Annotated in this window: 12 protein-coding genes; 3 read left to right on the plus strand and 9 right to left on the minus strand. The window is 69.1% G+C overall.

Annotation, left to right across the window (positions count from 1 at the left end; translation table 11 throughout):
• Nucleotides 1-60: 60 nt before the first annotated feature.
• The 3 genes from ACWGDB_RS16190 to thyX form a co-directional block, all read right to left on the minus strand.
• Nucleotides 61-1,746, minus strand: coding sequence for a ribonuclease J (locus ACWGDB_RS16190; RefSeq protein WP_383607270.1), 1,686 nt, complete (start codon nucleotides 1,744-1,746; stop codon nucleotides 61-63).
• Between the two features lie 155 nt (nucleotides 1,747-1,901).
• The gene (gene dapA / locus ACWGDB_RS16195) at nucleotides 1,902-2,801 is read right to left on the minus strand and encodes a 4-hydroxy-tetrahydrodipicolinate synthase (protein ID WP_453823038.1); all 900 of its coding nucleotides are present in this window, start codon (nucleotides 2,799-2,801) and stop codon (nucleotides 1,902-1,904) included.
• Between the two features lie 213 nt (nucleotides 2,802-3,014).
• Entirely contained in the window at nucleotides 3,015-3,755 is a 741-nt protein-coding gene (thyX, locus tag ACWGDB_RS16200) for an FAD-dependent thymidylate synthase (protein WP_383607272.1), read from the minus strand.
• A 175-nt stretch (nucleotides 3,756-3,930) separates the two neighbouring features.
• Here thyX and ACWGDB_RS16205 point away from each other — a divergent pair, with 175 nt between their 5' ends.
• Together ACWGDB_RS16205 and ACWGDB_RS16210 are read left to right on the plus strand one after the other, a co-directional pair.
• Nucleotides 3,931-4,167 carry a hypothetical protein gene (locus tag ACWGDB_RS16205; RefSeq protein WP_383607273.1) on the plus strand — a complete coding sequence of 79 codons (237 nt, stop codon included), beginning with the start codon at nucleotides 3,931-3,933 and terminating at the stop codon, nucleotides 4,165-4,167.
• Between the two features lie 90 nt (nucleotides 4,168-4,257).
• Nucleotides 4,258-4,812 (plus strand): PH domain-containing protein, encoded by a 555-nt coding sequence (locus ACWGDB_RS16210; RefSeq protein ID WP_453823039.1) that lies wholly within the window; start codon nucleotides 4,258-4,260, stop codon nucleotides 4,810-4,812.
• Between the two features lie 84 nt (nucleotides 4,813-4,896).
• On the opposite strand, the gene ACWGDB_RS16215 is transcribed toward ACWGDB_RS16210, so the two are convergent.
• The 6 genes from ACWGDB_RS16215 to eccD form a co-directional block, all read right to left on the minus strand.
• Complete coding sequence (locus ACWGDB_RS16215; protein ID WP_453823040.1) at nucleotides 4,897-5,349, minus strand: hypothetical protein; 453 nt, start codon at nucleotides 5,347-5,349, stop codon at nucleotides 4,897-4,899.
• Between the two features lie 9 nt (nucleotides 5,350-5,358).
• Complete coding sequence (gene dapB / locus ACWGDB_RS16220; RefSeq protein WP_383607275.1) at nucleotides 5,359-6,111, minus strand: 4-hydroxy-tetrahydrodipicolinate reductase; 753 nt, start codon at nucleotides 6,109-6,111, stop codon at nucleotides 5,359-5,361.
• 56 nt (nucleotides 6,112-6,167) lie between these two features.
• Nucleotides 6,168-7,547: a M16 family metallopeptidase gene (locus ACWGDB_RS16225; RefSeq protein ID WP_453823041.1), complete on the minus strand. Its 1,380-nt coding sequence runs from the start codon at nucleotides 7,545-7,547 to the stop codon at nucleotides 6,168-6,170.
• Nucleotides 7,544-9,772, minus strand: coding sequence for a polyribonucleotide nucleotidyltransferase (locus ACWGDB_RS16230; RefSeq protein ID WP_427839629.1), 2,229 nt, complete (start codon nucleotides 9,770-9,772; stop codon nucleotides 7,544-7,546). The genes ACWGDB_RS16225 and ACWGDB_RS16230 overlap by 4 nt, the downstream gene beginning before the upstream one ends.
• A gap of 289 nt (nucleotides 9,773-10,061) precedes the next feature.
• Entirely contained in the window at nucleotides 10,062-10,349 is a 288-nt protein-coding gene (rpsO, locus tag ACWGDB_RS16235; protein ID WP_190076129.1) for a 30S ribosomal protein S15, read from the minus strand.
• A gap of 198 nt (nucleotides 10,350-10,547) precedes the next feature.
• Nucleotides 10,548-12,005 carry a type VII secretion integral membrane protein EccD gene (eccD, locus tag ACWGDB_RS16240; protein WP_453823042.1) on the minus strand — a complete coding sequence of 486 codons (1,458 nt, stop codon included), beginning with the start codon at nucleotides 12,003-12,005 and terminating at the stop codon, nucleotides 10,548-10,550.
• A gap of 277 nt (nucleotides 12,006-12,282) precedes the next feature.
• Between eccD and eccCa the strand changes: the two genes are divergently transcribed.
• Nucleotides 12,283-16,230, plus strand: a complete 3,948-nt coding sequence (gene eccCa / locus ACWGDB_RS16245; protein WP_453823043.1) for a type VII secretion protein EccCa — start codon at nucleotides 12,283-12,285, stop codon at nucleotides 16,228-16,230.
• Nucleotides 16,231-16,304 lie beyond the last annotated feature (74 nt).

Consider the following 16,304-nt stretch of genomic DNA (forward strand, 5'->3'; position numbering starts at 1 on the left):
CCTCGATGCAAATCGAGGCGCCCCGCTCCGGGTTCGCACGGTTCAGCGCCCGACGGACCGTCAGACCTCCACGACGACAGGGAGGATCATCGGCCTGCGGCGGTAGGTGTCCGAGACCCACTTGCCCAGGGTCCGGCGCACGAGCTGCTGCAGCTGGTGGGGTTCGACCACGCCGTCCTGGGCCGACCGCTCCAGCGTCTCCGTGATCTTCGGGATGACGTCGCCGAAGGCGGAGTCCTCGATGCCGGAGCCGCGGGCCTGGATGTGCGGGCCGCCCGTGATCTTGCCGGTCGAGGAGTCCATCACCACGAACACGGAGATGATGCCCTCGTCGCCCAGGATCTTGCGGTCCTTGAGGGCCGGCTCGCCCACGTCACCGACCGAGAGGCCGTCGACGTACACGTACCCGGCCTGGACCTTGCCGGAGATCTTTGCCTTGCCCTCGATGAGATCGACGGCGACGCCGTCCTCGGCGATGACGATGCGGTCGTGCGGGACGCCGGTCAGGGCGCCCAGTTCGGCGTTGGCGCGCAGGTGGCGCCATTCGCCGTGCACCGGCATCAGGTTCTTCGGGCGGCAGATGTTGTAGAAGTACAGGAGCTCGCCGGCGGACGCGTGGCCCGAGACGTGCACCTTGGCGTTGCCCTTGTGGACGACGTTCGCGCCCCAGCGGGTCAGGCCGTTGATGACGCGGTAGACCGCGTTCTCGTTGCCGGGGATCAGGGAGGACGCCAGGATCACCGTGTCGCCCTGGACGATCCGGATCTGGTGGTCCCTGTTGGCCATGCGGGACAGGGCGGCCATCGGTTCGCCCTGGGAGCCCGTGCAGACCAGCACGACCTCGTGATCCGGGAGGTCGTCCAGTGTCTTGATGTCCACCACCAGGCCCGGGGGGACCTTCAGGTAGCCCAGGTCCCTGGCGATGCCCATGTTGCGGACCATCGAGCGGCCGACGAAGGCGACCCGGCGGCCGTACTCGTGGGCCGCGTCCAGGATCTGCTGGATGCGGTGGATGTGGCTGGCGAAGCTCGCCACGATGATCCGCTTGCGGGCGTTCGCGAAGACCTGGCGCAGGACGTTGGAGATGTCCCGCTCGGGCGGGACGAAGCCCGGGACCTCAGCGTTCGTGGAGTCGGAGAGGAGGAGGTCGATGCCTTCCTCGCTCAGCCGGGCGAACGCGTGCAGGTCGGTCAGGCGGTTGTCCAGCGGGAGCTGGTCCATCTTGAAGTCGCCTGTGTGGACCACCATGCCGGCGGGCGTGCGGATGGCCACCGCGAGGGCGTCCGGAATGGAGTGGTTGACCGCGACGAACTCGCAGTCGAAGGGGCCGATGCGCTCGCGGTTCCCCTCCTTCACCTCAAGGGTGTACGGGCGGATCCGGTGCTCCTGGAGCTTCGCCTCGATGAGAGCGAGGGTCAGCTTGGAGCCGATCAGCGGGATGTCCGGCTTCTCGCGGAGCAGGAACGGGACTGCACCGATGTGGTCCTCGTGGCCGTGCGTGAGGACGATGCCCTCGATGTCGTCGAGGCGGTCCCGGATGGACGAGAAGTCCGGGAGGATCAGGTCGATTCCGGGCTGCTCCTCCTCGGGGAAGAGCACTCCGCAGTCGACGATCAGTAGGCGGCCGCCGTATTCGAAGACCGTCATGTTTCGGCCGATCTCACCGAGGCCGCCGAGCGGGGTGACGCGCAGGCCGCCCTCGGGGAGCGGCGGCGGCGTGCCGAGTTCAGGATGCGGATGACTCAAAAGACTCTCCTCACCACGCACGCCACGTACCGGTTGGGCACGTGGCGCGCGTGACGTTCGTGCAGAAGCAGTTGTCGTTGTGGGGTGCGGGCACCGGTGGCCCGCGTATTCAGTTGTGAAGTGTGTTGTGCGCGCCCGGAGCGCGAAGTCTGGTGTTAGAGCTGTACCCCGCCTGCGGCAAGATCGATCTTGAGCTGCTCGATCTCCTCGGGTGAGCACTCGGCCATCGGTGCGCGCAGCGGCCCCGCGGGCAGGCCCTGGAGGGTGAGCGCGGCCTTGGTGGTCATGACGCCCTGGGTGCGGAACATGCCGGTGTAGACCGGGAGCAGCTTCTGGTGGATCTCCGTGGCCTTCTGGACGTCGCCCGAGGTGTACGCCTCCACGAGCGCGCGCAGGTCGGGGGTGACCACGTGGCCGACGACCGACACGAAGCCGACCGCGCCCACGGAGAGCAGCGGCAGGTTCAGCATGTCGTCGCCGGAGTACCAGGCGAGGCCGGAGCGCGCGATGGCCCAGCTCGCGCGGCCGAGGTCGCCCTTGGCGTCCTTGTTGGCGACGATCCGCGGGTGCTCGGCGAGGCGGACGATCGTCTCGGTGCTGATCGGGACGCCGCTGCGGCCGGGGATGTCGTAGAGCATGACCGGCAGCTCGGTGACGTCGGCGATGGCCTTGAAGTGCCGGTACAGGCCCTCCTGCGGGGGCTTGTTGTAGTAGGGCGTTACGACCAGGAGGCCGTGTGCGCCCACCTTCTCCGCCGCCCGGGCCAGCTCGAGGCTGTGGCGGGTGTCGTTGGTGCCGACGCCGGCCACGACGTGGGCCCGGTCGCCGACGGCCTCCAGTACGGCTCGTACCAGTTCCGATTTCTCCGCATTGCTGGTGGTGGGCGACTCGCCGGTGGTGCCGTTGATGATCAGGCCGTCGTTGCCTGCGTCCACCAGGTGCGTGGCGAGCCGCTGCGCGCCGTCGAGATCAAGTGCGCCGTCCGCCGTGAAGGGCGTGATCATGGCGGTGAGGACCCGCCCGAAGGGGGTCTGCGGAGTGGAGGTCGGAGCCATGGGTTACACGCTACTCGTTGCGCACGGCCTGGTCTGCCCTAGGGGGGTGCGGGAAAGTCAGGACAAATAAGGAGCCCGGCACTGCCTGCTCGGGGGTTCAAGCAGTGCCGGGTCCGTTTGATCAGGCTAGATGAACTTCTCTAAATGCCGCAATACGGACACTTCATGCGGCTGGCCCATGCGGCCGCGCCGGGTCCGGGGAACGCCTGTGCCTTACGGCGCCACGCGGCCGTTGGCATTGAAGGCCGCGTGGGTGAGCGGCATGAGCTCGGCCCACGCCTCCTCCATCTTCTCGCCGACCATCTCGATCTCCCGCTGCGGGAAGGACGGGACCTTGGCCAGCTCGTGCTGGGTGCGCAGGCCGAGGAAGTGCATCAGGGAGCGGGCGTTGCAAGTGGCGTACATCGAGGAGAAGAGCCCGACCGGGAGGACCGCGCGGGCGACCTCGCGGGCGACGCCCTGCGCGAGCATCTCCTGGTAGGTCCGGTACGCCTCGCGGTACGACTCCTCCATGGCGTGCTGCACGAAGTCGTGCTGCTCCGGGGTGCCCTCGACGAAGACGTACTTGCCCGGGCGGCCCTGCTGCACGAGCTTGCGCGAGGTGTCCGGCACGTAGAACACCGGCTGCAGCTCCCGGTACCGGCCGGATTCCTCGTTGTACGACCACCCGACGCGGTGCCGCATGAACTCGCGGAAGACGAAGATCGGGGCGCTGACGAAGAACGTCATGGAGTTGTGCTCGAACGGGCTGCCGTGCCGGTCCCGCATGAGGTAGTTGATCAGGCCCTTCGAACGCTCCGGATCCTTGTTCAACTCGTCCAGGGACTGCTCCCCGACGGTCGACACCCGGGCCGCGAACAGCACGTCGGAGTCGGCCGCGCTGTGTTTGACCAGTTCGACGGTGACGTCGCTGCGCAGATCGATCTTGAAATCGTCGTCGGGGGTGGGGGTCACGGTTCGGAGGGTCCTTCCCATCTCGTCTCTTGGCGACGCCACTCTACGTCCCACCAAACGGGACGTTCGCCGTCGTGACCGAAGGAAGTCGGTGAAACCGGGCACCTTTTGGGGCACTCGCTCGTCTGTGTTGATGAAAGTGATTCGTTCGATCCCGAAGGGGGACGCACCCTCCATGTTCCGTCGGCGTGAGCCCGTTCCGTTCGCCTTTCTCGCCGAGGCCGACAGGTTCCGCAGCAATGTCACTCCCCCACCCCGTGAGCGGGCGTCCGTCGGCCAGATGGCCGGGCGATGGCTGCTGGGGCTCACCATCGTCGCCGGGCTCGCCGGCTCGCTGGTGGTGGGCACGCCCGCGTTGTCCACCGACACCGGGGCGCAGACTCAGCAGTCCCAGGCCTCCCAGGGGCGCTGACTCCATCGGACCCCCAAGGGTGGTGAGTGGGGACACAGGTCGATAGCCTCACCGGGCACAGCCCATGCATGGAACGAGTGAGGACCAGCCGTGCCCCTGCCCTTCCTGACGGCCGACCGCGCATTCGAGACAGCCGACGACGTCGCGCTGCCCTTCGACGACCTCGACCGCTGGCGGCGCCCCTACCGGCCCGGGCCGGTACGCGTGGGCGTGGCCGCACTGTGGCTGCTGCTCGCCTCGTACGTCCTGTTCGCCGCGGTCATCATCGCCCTGACGGGCACGGTGACCGAGGCCGCGGTCGTCTTCGGCATCGCGCTGGCGGTCATCGCGGGAGCCCTGAGGCTGCTGCGCATGGGCGTGTGGGTGAGCGCGAGCGGGCTGCGCCAGGTGAGGTTCTTCGCCACGCGTACGGTGCCCTGGCAGCAGGTCGTCGCCGTGCGGACGGTGCAGCAGCCGGTGCGCTGGCTGGGGCTGCCGCGCACGGTGCAGGGACAGGCGCTGACGCTCGTATGTCGCGACCGTGCGGCGGATGACATGCCGACGCTGATGACCACGCACAACGCGGACTTCTTGGCCCGGGTCGAGGCGTTCGACCGGGCCACCGACGCGGTCGAGGCCTGGGCCGCGGAGAACACGCAGGGCTGATTGAGCCGAGTGAGCCGAAGGGGCCGGTCCGCAGCAAGTGCGGGCCGGCCCCTTCGGCTTACGGCTGTGCAGTCGTCGTAGGGCTCAGGCCTCGACGGTCCTGCCGTCGTGGAGGGCGATGGCGCGTTGCATGGCCTTGCGGGCGCGCGGGGTGTCACGGGCGTCGTGGTAGGCGACGGCCAGGCGGAACCAGCTGCGCCAGTCGTTGGGGGCGGCTTCCGTCTCGGCCCTGCGCCTGGCGAAGACCTCGTCGGCCGAGTCGCGGTCGATACGGCCGCTGGGGGTGCGCTTCAGTTCGTCGACGGGCAGGGCGCCCTCGGCGTCGAGTTCGGCGGCCAGCGCGTTGGCCCTGCGGACGAACTGAGTGTTCTTCCACAGGAACCACAGGCCGATCACCGGCAGGATCAGCACCGCCACACCGAAGGTGACGGTGAGGACCGTGCCGGACCGGATGAGCAGCACGCCACGACTGCCGACCAGGACAAAGTAGACGACCAGGACGGCGGCCGTTATGAGGTAGGAGATCTTCGCGCGCATCTGTGAGCCTCAGCCAAGGTCCAGGAAGTGCTCCAGGCCGAAGGTCAGGCCCGGAGTGGTCACCACGCGGCGGGAGCCGAGCAGGATGCCCGGCATGAAGCTGCTGTGGTGGAGGGAGTCGTGGCGGACGGTCAGGGTCTCGCCCTCGCCGCCGAGCAGGACCTCCTGGTGGGCCAGCAGACCGCGCAGGCGGACCGCGTGCACCGGGATCCCGTCGACGCTGGCACCTCGCGCGCCGTCGAGGGCCGTCTCCGTGGCGTCCGGCGCGGGGGCGGTACCGGCGGCGCGGCGGGCCTCGGCGATGAGCTGGGCCGTGCGCGTGGCCGTACCGCTCGGGGCGTCGACCTTCTTCGGGTGGTGCAGCTCGACGACCTCGACCGACTCGAAGTAGGGCGCGGCGATCTGCGCGAACTTCATCGTCAGGACGGCCCCGATGGAGAAGTTCGGCGCGATGAGCACGCCGGTCTCCGGGGACTCGGCCAGCCAGGCCTTCAGTTGCGCGAGGCGCTCGTCGGTCCAGCCCGTCGTACCGACGACGGCGTGGATTCCGTGCCGTACGCAGTAGTCGAGGTTGTCCATCACCGAGTCCGGCGTGGTCAGTTCGACGGCGACCTGGGCGCCGGTCTCCGCCAGGGCCTCCAGCTTGTCGCCCCGGCTCAGGGCGGCGACCAGCTCCATGTCCTCGGCGGCCTCGACGGCCCGTACCGCTTCGGAGCCGATACGGCCCTTGGCACCGAGGACCGCCACGCGCAGCTTGCTCATCTTCCTTGCTTCCTTACGTCGGATGTTCCGCGTCGGATGTTCCGGGAGTGGACGGGTCAGGCGACGGCGTCGTTCAGACGGGCCGCCTGCTTGTCCTTCAGCGGGCCGATGACCGACAGCGAGGGCCGCTGTCCGAGGACCTCGCGGGCGACCGCGCGGACGTCGTCCGGGGTCACGGCCGCAATCCGGGACAGCATGTCGTCGACGGACATCTGCTCGCCCCAGCACAGCTCGCTCTTGCCGATTCGGTTCATCAGCGCACCGGTGTCCTCCAGGCCGAGGACGGTGGAGCCGCGGAGCTGGCCGATGGCGCGGTCGATCTCGTCGTCGGACAGGCCGTGTTCGGCAACCTGGTCGAGTTCGTCGCGGCAGATCTTCAGCACGTCGTGGACCTGCGAGGGCCTGCAGCCCGCGTACACGCCGAACAGCCCGCAGTCGGCGAAGCCCGAGGTGTACGAGTACACGCTGTAGGCCAGGCCGCGCTTCTCGCGGACCTCCTGGAACAGGCGGGACGACATGCCGCCGCCGAGGGCCGTGTTCAGGACGCCCAGCGCCCAGCGGCGGTCGTCCGTGCGGGACAGGCCGGGCATGCCGAGGACGACATGGGCCTGCTCGGTCTTGCGGCCGATCAGTTCGACCCGGCCCGCGGCGCGGATGGTGCGGCGTCCGTCGCGCGGCCCGATGGGTGTGGCGTCACCGTTCTTGAAGGCGCCGGCCTTGTCGAAGGCCGCGCGGACCTGTCGTACGACCTTGTTGTGGTCGATGTTGCCCGCGGCGGCCACGACCAGGTGGGTGGGGTCGTAGTGCTTCTTGTAGAAGCGGCGGATGCGGTCGGCGGTGAGGGCGTTGACGGTGTCGACCGTGCCGAGGACCGGGCGGCCGAGGGGGTTGTCGCCGAACATCGTGTGCGCGAACAGGTCGTGCACGCAGTCGCCCGGGTCGTCCTCGGTCATGGCGATCTCTTCGAGGATCGCGCCCCGCTCGACGTTGACGTCCTCTTCGAGGATGAGGGAGCCCGTCAGCATGTCGCAGACGACGTCTATGGCGAGCGGCAGGTCGGTGTCGAGCACGCGCGCGTAGTAGCACGTGTACTCCTTCGCCGTGAACGCGTTCATCTCGCCGCCGACGGCGTCGAGCGCGGATGAGATGTCCAGGGCGGACCTGCGGGTGGTGCCCTTGAAGAGCAGGTGCTCCAGATAGTGGGTGGCGCCGTTCAGGGCCGGCGTCTCGTCGCGGGAGCCGACGTGCGCCCAGATGCCGAAGGTGGCGGAGCGGACCGAGGGCAGGGTCTCGGTGACGATGCGCAGGCCGCCCGGGAGGGTGGTCTTGCGGACTGTGCCGATGCCGTTCTCGCCCTTGATCAGGGTTTGGGTACGGGCAACGGCCCGCGCCTCCGAGGAGGTGCGGGCCGTCGCCATGGAGCTACTCGACGTCACTTGTCGGAGTCGTCCTTCTTGTCCTCGGAGGCCTCGGCCCCTTCCTCGCCCTCGATCACGGGGATCAGGGAGAGCTTGCCGCGGGAGTCGATCTCGGCGATCTCGACCTGGACCTTCTGGCCCACGCCGAGGACGTCCTCGACGTTCTCCACGCGCTTGCCGCCGGCGAGCTTGCGGATCTGCGAGATGTGCAGCAGACCGTCCTTGCCGGGGAGCAGGGAGACGAAGGCGCCGAACGTCGTCGTCTTCACGACCGTGCCCAGGTAGCGCTCGCCGACCTCGGGCATCGTCGGGTTGGCGATGCCGTTGATCGTGGTGCGGGCGGCCTCGGCGGCCGGGCCGTCGGCGGCACCGATGTAGATCGTGCCGTCGTCCTCGATCGTGATCTCGGCGCCGGTGTCCTCCTGGATCTGGTTGATCATCTTGCCCTTGGGGCCGATGACCTCGCCGATCTTGTCGACCGGGATCTTCACGGTGATGATCCGCGGCGCGTTCGGGGACATCTCGTCCGGCGTGTCGATCGCTTCCATCATCACGTCGAGGATGTGGAGGCGGGCGTCACGGGCCTGCTTCAGAGCGGCGGCCAGGACGGAGGCCGGGATGCCGTCCAGCTTGGTGTCGAGCTGGAGGGCGGTCACGAACTCCTTGGTGCCGGCGACCTTGAAGTCCATGTCGCCGAAGGCGTCCTCCGCACCGAGGATGTCGGTGAGGGTGACGTAGTGCGTCTCGCCCTCGATCTCCTGGGAGATCAGGCCCATGGCGATACCGGCGACGGGGGCCTTCAGCGGCACACCGGCGTTCAGCAGCGACATGGTGGAGGCGCAGACCGAGCCCATGGACGTCGAGCCGTTGGAGCTCAGCGCCTCGGAGACCTGGCGGATCGCGTAGGGGAACTCCTCGCGCGTCGGCAGGACCGGCACGAGGGCGCGCTCGGCGAGCGCACCGTGGCCGATCTCGCGGCGCTTCGGGGAGCCGACACGGCCGGTCTCACCGGTGGAGTACGGCGGGAAGTTGTAGTTGTGCATGTAGCGCTTGCGCGTCACCGGCGACAGCGTGTCCAGCTGCTGCTCCATACGGAGCATGTTCAGCGTGGTGACGCCCAGGATCTGGGTCTCGCCACGCTCGAACACCGCGGAGCCGTGCACGCGCGGGATGGCCTCGACCTCGGCGGCCAGGGTGCGGATGTCGGTGACACCGCGGCCGTCGATGCGCTTCTTCTCCTTGATCACGCGCTCGCGGACCAGCTGCTTGGTGAGCGAGCGGTACGCGGCGGAGATCTCCTTCTCGCGGCCCTCGAACTCCGGCAGGAGCTTCTCGGCGGCGAGCGCCTTGACGCGGTCCAGCTCGGACTCGCGCTCCTGCTTGCCGGCGATGGTCAGCGCGGAGGCGAGCTCCGGGCGGACGGCGGCGGAGAGCGCCTCCAGGACGTCGTCCTGGTAGTCGAGGAAGATCGGGAACTCGCCGGTCGGCTTGGCGGCCTTCGCGGCGAGGTCGGCCTGGGCCTTGCAGAGCACCTTGATGAAGGGCTTCGCGGCGTCCAGACCGGCGGCGACGACCTCCTCGGTCGGGGCCTCGGCGCCACCCTGGACCAGCTTGATGGTCCCCTCGGTGGCCTCGGCCTCGACCATCATGATCGCGACGTCGCCGTCCTCCAGGGTGCGGCCCGCGACGACCATGTCGAAGACGGCGTCCTCGAGCTCGCTGTGCGTCGGGAACGCCACCCACTGGCCGCGGATCAGCGCGACGCGGACGCCGCCGATCGGGCCGGAGAAGGGCAGACCGGCCAGCTGCGTGGACGCGGACGCGGCGTTGATCGCCACGACGTCGTACAGGTGGTCGGGGTTGAGCGCCATGATCGTGGCGACGACCTGGATCTCGTTGCGAAGGCCCTTCTTGAAGGACGGGCGCAGCGGGCGGTCGATCAGGCGGCAGGTGAGGATCGCGTCCTCGGAGGGGCGGCCCTCACGGCGGAAGAAGCTGCCGGGGATCTTGCCGGCGGCGTACATCCGCTCCTCGACGTCCACCGTCAGGGGGAAGAAGTCGAGCTGGTCCTTGGGGTTCTTGGAGGCGGTGGTGGCCGACAGCACCATGGTGTCGTCGTCCAGGTACGCCACGGCGGAACCGGCGGCCTGCTTGGCCAGGCGGCCCGTCTCGAAGCGGATGGTGCGGGTGCCGAAGGAGCCGTTGTCGATGACGGCCTCGGCGTAGTGGGTCTCGTTCTCCACTAGCGTTTTCTCCGTTACTTTTCGTCTGCGTTACGTCTTTTGTCCCGATCCGCCCGTGTGGCGGGGGGACGTGTGCGGAGAAGCGCTCCATCTGGTGCGGGCCGGTCTTCGATCGAAGCACCCGGGTTCGCATTGCCCGGGGGCCACTACCGAGGACCGGCGGCTGGGAGGCGCACTTCTCCTCGTGGTGTTGCGTTGTGCTACCACACTACAAAGGGGCGGTGACACTCCGCACGTACAGCAAAGGGAGCGGCCCCCTAAGAGTGGGAACCGCTCCCTTCACGGCGTCTTACTTGGCGCCCGCCGCACCGCGGCGGATGCCGAGGCGGTCGACCAGCGTACGGAAGCGCTGGATGTCCTTCTTCGCCAGGTACTGGAGAAGGCGGCGACGCTGACCGACGAGGATCAGCAGGCCACGGCGCGAGTGGTGGTCGTGCTTGTGGGTCTTGAGGTGCTCGGTCAGGTCCGAGATGCGACGCGAGAGCATGGCGACCTGGACCTCGGGGGAGCCGGTGTCGCCCTCCTTGGTACCGAACTCGGCGATGATCTGCTTCTTCGTGGCGGTGTCGAGCGACACGTGTACTCCTCGTAGTCTCTGATTGCCACCGAGTGCCCCTGGTCCACTTCTCAGGGGAGCTTCCGTGACTCGGGAGGCGGGGATCCGCTGGGCGCGTCCTCCAGGTGGCCCCGGAGGCGCGTACACAAACGGCCGTCACACAGCGTACCAGCACCCGGGCACGCTCTTGACAGGCGGTATCCGGGGCCCCGCCGCGGGTCAGACGCCGCCGCGGACCTTGCCGTAGACGTCGAGGACGGCCAGGCAGATCGGGATCAGGGAGAGCAGCACCAGCGAGTCGGCGAGGTCCAGCATGCGGCCCCAGAAGGGGGAGAGCCCCTTCTGCGGCACGATCAGGGCGATCGCGATCAGCAGCAGCACACCGGCGCCGACGGAGGCGCCGAGCCACAGGGTGCGGACGTCGACCGGGCCGGAGTTGCCCTGGAGCAGCTCCATGACGACATCGGCAGGCGGCGAGATCGCGAGGCCGAGGACCAGCAGGCCGAGCGTGACGACACCGGCCACGAAGAGGCAGGTGACCTGGGCGGTGTAGCGGAACAGACGGGCCCGCAGCATGGCGGCGAGGCCGGCGCACAGGGCCAGCAGCTGGGCCCAGCCGCTGTCGCTGAAGCCGAGCACCGCGCCGCCCGCGCCGATGATGACCGCGGCGCAGCCGCCGACCAGGCCGAGCAGCAGTTCGTGGCCACGGCTGGTCTGGGCGACGATGCGCTGGACGTCGACCGCCTCGAGGTCGCCCTCGTGGCCCTCGCGACGGGCCCGGGCGAGGTCCTCGGGGTTGCGGAAGCCGATCGGCAGCTTGGCGAAGCGGGCGGACCAGCCGGGCAGGAAGCCGACGACCGCCAGGGCGACGACCGAGGTGCCGGCGGCGATCTCCCGCGGCTGGGCCTCGGTGAGGACACCGCAGAACACGGCGAGCGTGCCGATCGCGGAGGCGAGCGCGGCGGCCACGAACGGGGCGTCGCCCTGCGGCAGCAGCATGATCAGTACGACGGAGAGCAGCAGGACGGCGACACAGCCGACGAGGAACTGGAGCCTTCCGGGGCCCTCGCCCGCGTCCTGGGGAATGACGCCGGAGCCCGCGATGAGCGCGTGCGGCAGCGCCGAGATGCCGAGCGCGACGGCGGAGCCGCGGTCCTCGTAGACCCGGGCCCGCACGCCGGCGAGCGCCGTCAGGGCGAGCGCGGTCACGCCGGCGAGGATGCCCTGCAGACCGTGCATGTCGTGCCGGATCGGGTCCGCGAACCAGAAGACGAAGCCGAGCATGACCAGCAGCAGCGATCCGGCGACCAGACCGGCGAGCCGCATCAGGTTGTCGTTCCAGCTGCGCAGGTCCTGCTTCACCGCGGCGGCGATCGCGTCCACCACGTCGTCGTGCACGGCCGGCGGCAGCGAGTCGGCGAAGGTCCGCAGCAGCAGCACCTCACCGTCCCTGACCCGGTGCTCGAGCAACGAGCGGCTCGCGTCGAGCACTTGACCCTCGCGGGTCACAAGGTGGTAACCGGAAGGACCGGTGTCCGACTGAACCAGGCCCGAGAGCCTGATGATCTCAGGAAAGAGGTCCTGGATCGGCAGGTCCTCCGGCAGCGCGACATCTACACGGCTGTCCGGCGCTGCGATGGTGATTCGGCAGAAACCTGTCGAAGTCCCCGTGCTCACCTGGTGTTCCCCCTGCTAGACAAGGCTTCCTCGCGCCGCTCGTACGACACGGAGCGCCACCATATCCGTTGCGGTACCCGGGAAAGGACCTACCTCCCCCATTCCTCCCAGGACCTGCGCCGCATCTCCATCCGCCTCCCTCCCTCGGGCACGCGGCGCATCAGTAGGATCGCTGTCTACGCGAACGACGCCTACGCGAACGAAGAACACGTCGCGGTACACGGGGGCGTCGGTGCCAGGACGTATCACGATCAATCGCGAAGGATGAGTGCATTCGGTGAGCGTCGTCATCATCAAACGACCACCGCGGATAGTGCCCCCGGCCGTCCCGGAGGGCGAGGTCAAACTCGAGACGCCTCCTGAGATCCCTCGCGAGGGCGACGAGAGCATGCTGATGAACCTGCTGCCCATGATGGGCATGGTGGGTTCGGTCGGCTTCTTCTTCATGCCGGGTCTCCCCTCGTACATGAGGGTCGTCGGCGGGCTGATGCTCGCCTCGACGCTGGCCATGGCCATCGCCCAGTTCGCCAAGTCCCGTCAGCAGGGCGGCGGCGCGGGGATGGCTCAGGACCGGCGTGACTACTTCCGCTACCTGGAGCAGGTCCGCAAGGACGTACACAAGACCGCGGATCTGCAGCGGCGGAGCCAGCTCTTCCAGCACCCCGACCCGGAGCAGCTGTGGGCGGTCGCGGCGGACAGCAAGCGGCTGTGGGAGCGGCGCCCGACGGACGCGGACTTCGCCTCCGTGCGGATCGGTCGCGGCATCCAGCAGCTGAACACCCCGCTCGTGGCGCCGGAGACGGCGCCCAAGGAGGAGCTGGAGCCGCTGACCGCGGCGGCCATGAAGGCCTTCCTCGACGCGCACGGCAGTCTCTCCGACCTGCCGGTCGCCATCTCGCTGCGCGCCTTCTACCACGTGACGGTCTGCGGCGAGACGGACACGGTCTACGGCAACGCCCGTGCGTCCCTGTCCCAGCTGGCGACGCTGCACTCGCCCGAGGACCTGATGATCGCCGTGGTGGCGCATCCCTCCTCGACGGCGGACTGGGACTGGATCAAGTGGCTGCCGCACAGCCAGCACCCGAAGAGCAAGGACGGGGCGGGCTCGTCCCGCCTCCTCTTCGACGACCTCGGTGAGCTGGAGGAGGCGCTCGCGGACCAGCTGGACGACAGGCCCCGCTGGAACCGTGAGGCGACCCCGGTCTACGACCAGCCGCACCTGATCGTGGTGCTCGACGGCGGCACCGTGCCGCCGGACTCCGAACTCGCCAGCAGTGAGGGCCTCCAGGGCGTCACCTTCCTGGAGATCGCGCCCGGCGAGCTGGAGGAGGACCTGCGCGCCGGTCTGACGGTCTATGTGAAGCCGGACCGGATGCGGCTGTTCGTCGGCCACGAGTCCGCTTACACCGGCAAGCCCGACCTGCTCAACCCGGCGCAGGCCGAGTCCCTGTCGCGGCAGCTGGCCCCCTTCCGGGTCGGTTCCGCGGAGGAGGGCGAACCGCTGCTGTCCAACCTGGACTTCACGGACCTCATGGGCATCGGCGACGCGGGCACCGTGGACGTCTCCCGCACCTGGCGGCCGCGCACGCTGCACGAGCGGCTGCGCGTGCCGATCGGTGTCGGCGAGAACGGCGAGCCGGTCATGCTGGATCTCAAGGAGGCCTCGCAGGAGGGCATGGGCCCGCACGGCCTGTGCGTCGGCGCGACCGGCTCCGGCAAGTCCGAGGTGCTGCGTACGCTGGTGCTCGGTCTCGCGGTCACGCACTCCTCGGAGACGCTGAACTTCATCCTCGCGGACTTCAAGGGTGGCGCCACCTTCGCCGGTATGGCGGACATGCCGCACACCGCGGCCGTGATCACCAACCTCGCGGACGACCTCACCCTCGTCGACCGTATGCGCGACTCGATCATGGGTGAGACACAGCGCCGTCAGGAGCTGCTGCGCTCGGCCGGCAACTACGCCAACCTGCACGACTACGAGAAGGCCCGGGCGGCGGGTGCCGCGCTGGAGCCGATGGCCTCGCTGGTCATCGTGCTCGACGAGTTCTCCGAACTCCTCACGGCCAAGCCGGACTTCATCGACATGTTCATCCAGATCGGCCGTATCGGCCGTTCGCTGGGTGTGCACCTGCTGCTGGCCTCGCAGCGCCTGGAAGAGGGCAAGCTGCGCGGCCTGGACACCTACCTGTCGTACCGGATCGGTCTGCGGACCTTCTCCGCCGCCGAGTCCCGTACGGCGATCGGTGTCCCGGACGCCTACCACCTGCCGTCGATCCCCGGCTCCGGCTATCTGCGGTACGACACCGACACCATGGTCCGCTTCAAGGCGGCGTACGTGTCGGGGGCGTACCACGGCGAGGGCCCGTCCCGGGTGCACCGCTCCACGCAGCTGCGGCCCGCGCTGTTCTCGGCGGAGCACGTGGCGCTGCCCCCGCAGCCGGTGATCGAGGAGCCGGAGCCCGACAACCGGGTGGACGACGCGCTCGCCGACACCGTGCTGGACGTGCTCGTCAGCCGGATGATCAACCAGGGACCGCCCGCCCACCAGGTGTGGCTGCCCCCGCTCGACGAGGCACCCTCGCTGGAGCAGCTGCTCCCGCAGCTCGCCGTCACCCAGGACCGCGGCCTCACCGCGCCCGACTACACGGCGCTGGGCCGGCTCAACGTGCCGGTCGGTCTCGTCGACAAGCCGTTCGAGCAGCGCCGTGACGTGCTGTACCGGGACTTCGCGGGCGGTGCGGGCCACGGCCTGTTCGTCGGTGGCCCGCAGTCCGGCAAGTCGACGCTGCTACGCTCGCTCATCTCGTCGTTCGCCCTCACCCACACGCCGTCCGAAGTGCAGTTCTACTGCCTGGACTTCGGTGGTGGCGGTCTGATCTCGATGGAGGAGCTGGCGCACGTCGGCGGCGTCGCGAACCGTCTCGACGCCGAGAAGGTGCGCCGTACGGTCAGCGAGGTCGAGGGCATCCTCAACGCGCGTGAGGAGTACTTCCGCACCAACAACGTCGACTCGATCCAGACCTACCGGCAGCGCCGCAACTCGGGCCAGCTGCCGGACCAGCTCTGGGGCGACGTCTTCCTCGTCATCGACGGCTGGGCCACCTTCAAGACCGACTACGAGATGCTCGAGGCGACGGTCACGGAGATCGCCACGCGCGGCCTCGGCTTCGGTGTGCACGTGATCCTGACGGCGAGCCGCTACACCGAGGTGCGGCCCGCGCTCAAGGACATGCTGCAGAACCGCATCGAACTGCGGCTGGGTGACCCGACGGAGTCCGAGATCGACCGCAAGGTCGCGCAGAACGTCCCGGCCACCGTGCCGGGCCGCGGTCTGACCTCGGACAAGCTGCACTTCATGGCGGGCCTGCCCCGGGTCGACGGCTCCTCGGAGACGGAGGACCTGTCGGAGGCGACGTCGATCCTCGTGCGCGGCATCAACGACAACTGGCAGGGCCAGCAAGCCCCGGCCGTCCGGCTGCTGCCCACGATGATGCCGGCGGACGGGCTGCCCAAGGGCTTCGAGCACCCGGACCGCGGTGTCGCCATCGGCATCGACGAGTCGTCGCTGTCGCCGGTCTTCGTCGACTTCGAGACGGACCCGCTCTTCATCGTGTTCGGTGAGAGCGAGTCCGGTAAGTCCGCGATGCTCCGGCTGCTCGTCAAGCAGATCACCGAGCGCTACTCGCCGGACAAGGCGAAGATCGTCATGGGCGACTACCGACGCGCCCACCTGGAGGGCGTGCCCGACTCGCACCTGTCGCGGTACTGCGCCTCGGCGCCGGCCCTGACGGAGACGCTGGAGGGCCTGGCCGGCTCGATGCACCGCCGTATGCCCGGCCCGGACGTCACGCCCGAGCAGCTGCGCAACCGCAGTTGGTACAACAGCCCGGACGCGTTCGTCATCGTCGACGACTACGACCTGGTGGCGACCGGCGTGAACCCGCTGGCCCCGCTGCTGGAGTACCTGCCGTTCGCCCGTGACATCGGCCTGCGCGTCATCATCGCGCGCGCCTCGGGCGGTGCGAGCCGGTCGCTGTACGAGCCCGTGATGCAGCGGATGCGCGAGCTCGGTGCCCAGGGTGTCGTGCTCTCCGGCGACCGGGCGGAGGGTGCGCTGCTCGGCAACATCACCGCGACGCAACTGCCGCCCGGGCGTGGACACTTCCACACGCGGCGCCGGGGTGGACAGCTGATTCAGACGGGTTGGGTGCCGAACCGGTTCTGAGGAGCGGTCGGTCGAGCGGGAGGGGCGGTACCCATGTGGGTGCCGCCCCTCTCCGTTGCCGACGTGAGGGCTGG

Source organism: Streptomyces sp. NPDC055013 (assembly GCF_053608645.1).

Coding starts and splice junctions, on each gene's coding strand:
- dapA (WP_453823038.1), bottom strand. CDS start 2,801: ATGGCTCCGACCTCCACTCCGCAGACCCCCTTCGGGCGGGTCCTCACC.
- ACWGDB_RS16205 (WP_383607273.1), top strand. CDS start 3,931: ATGTTCCGTCGGCGTGAGCCCGTTCCGTTCGCCTTTCTCGCCGAGGCC.
- ACWGDB_RS16215 (WP_453823040.1), bottom strand. CDS start 5,349: ATGCGCGCGAAGATCTCCTACCTCATAACGGCCGCCGTCCTGGTCGTC.
- dapB (WP_383607275.1), bottom strand. CDS start 6,111: ATGAGCAAGCTGCGCGTGGCGGTCCTCGGTGCCAAGGGCCGTATCGGC.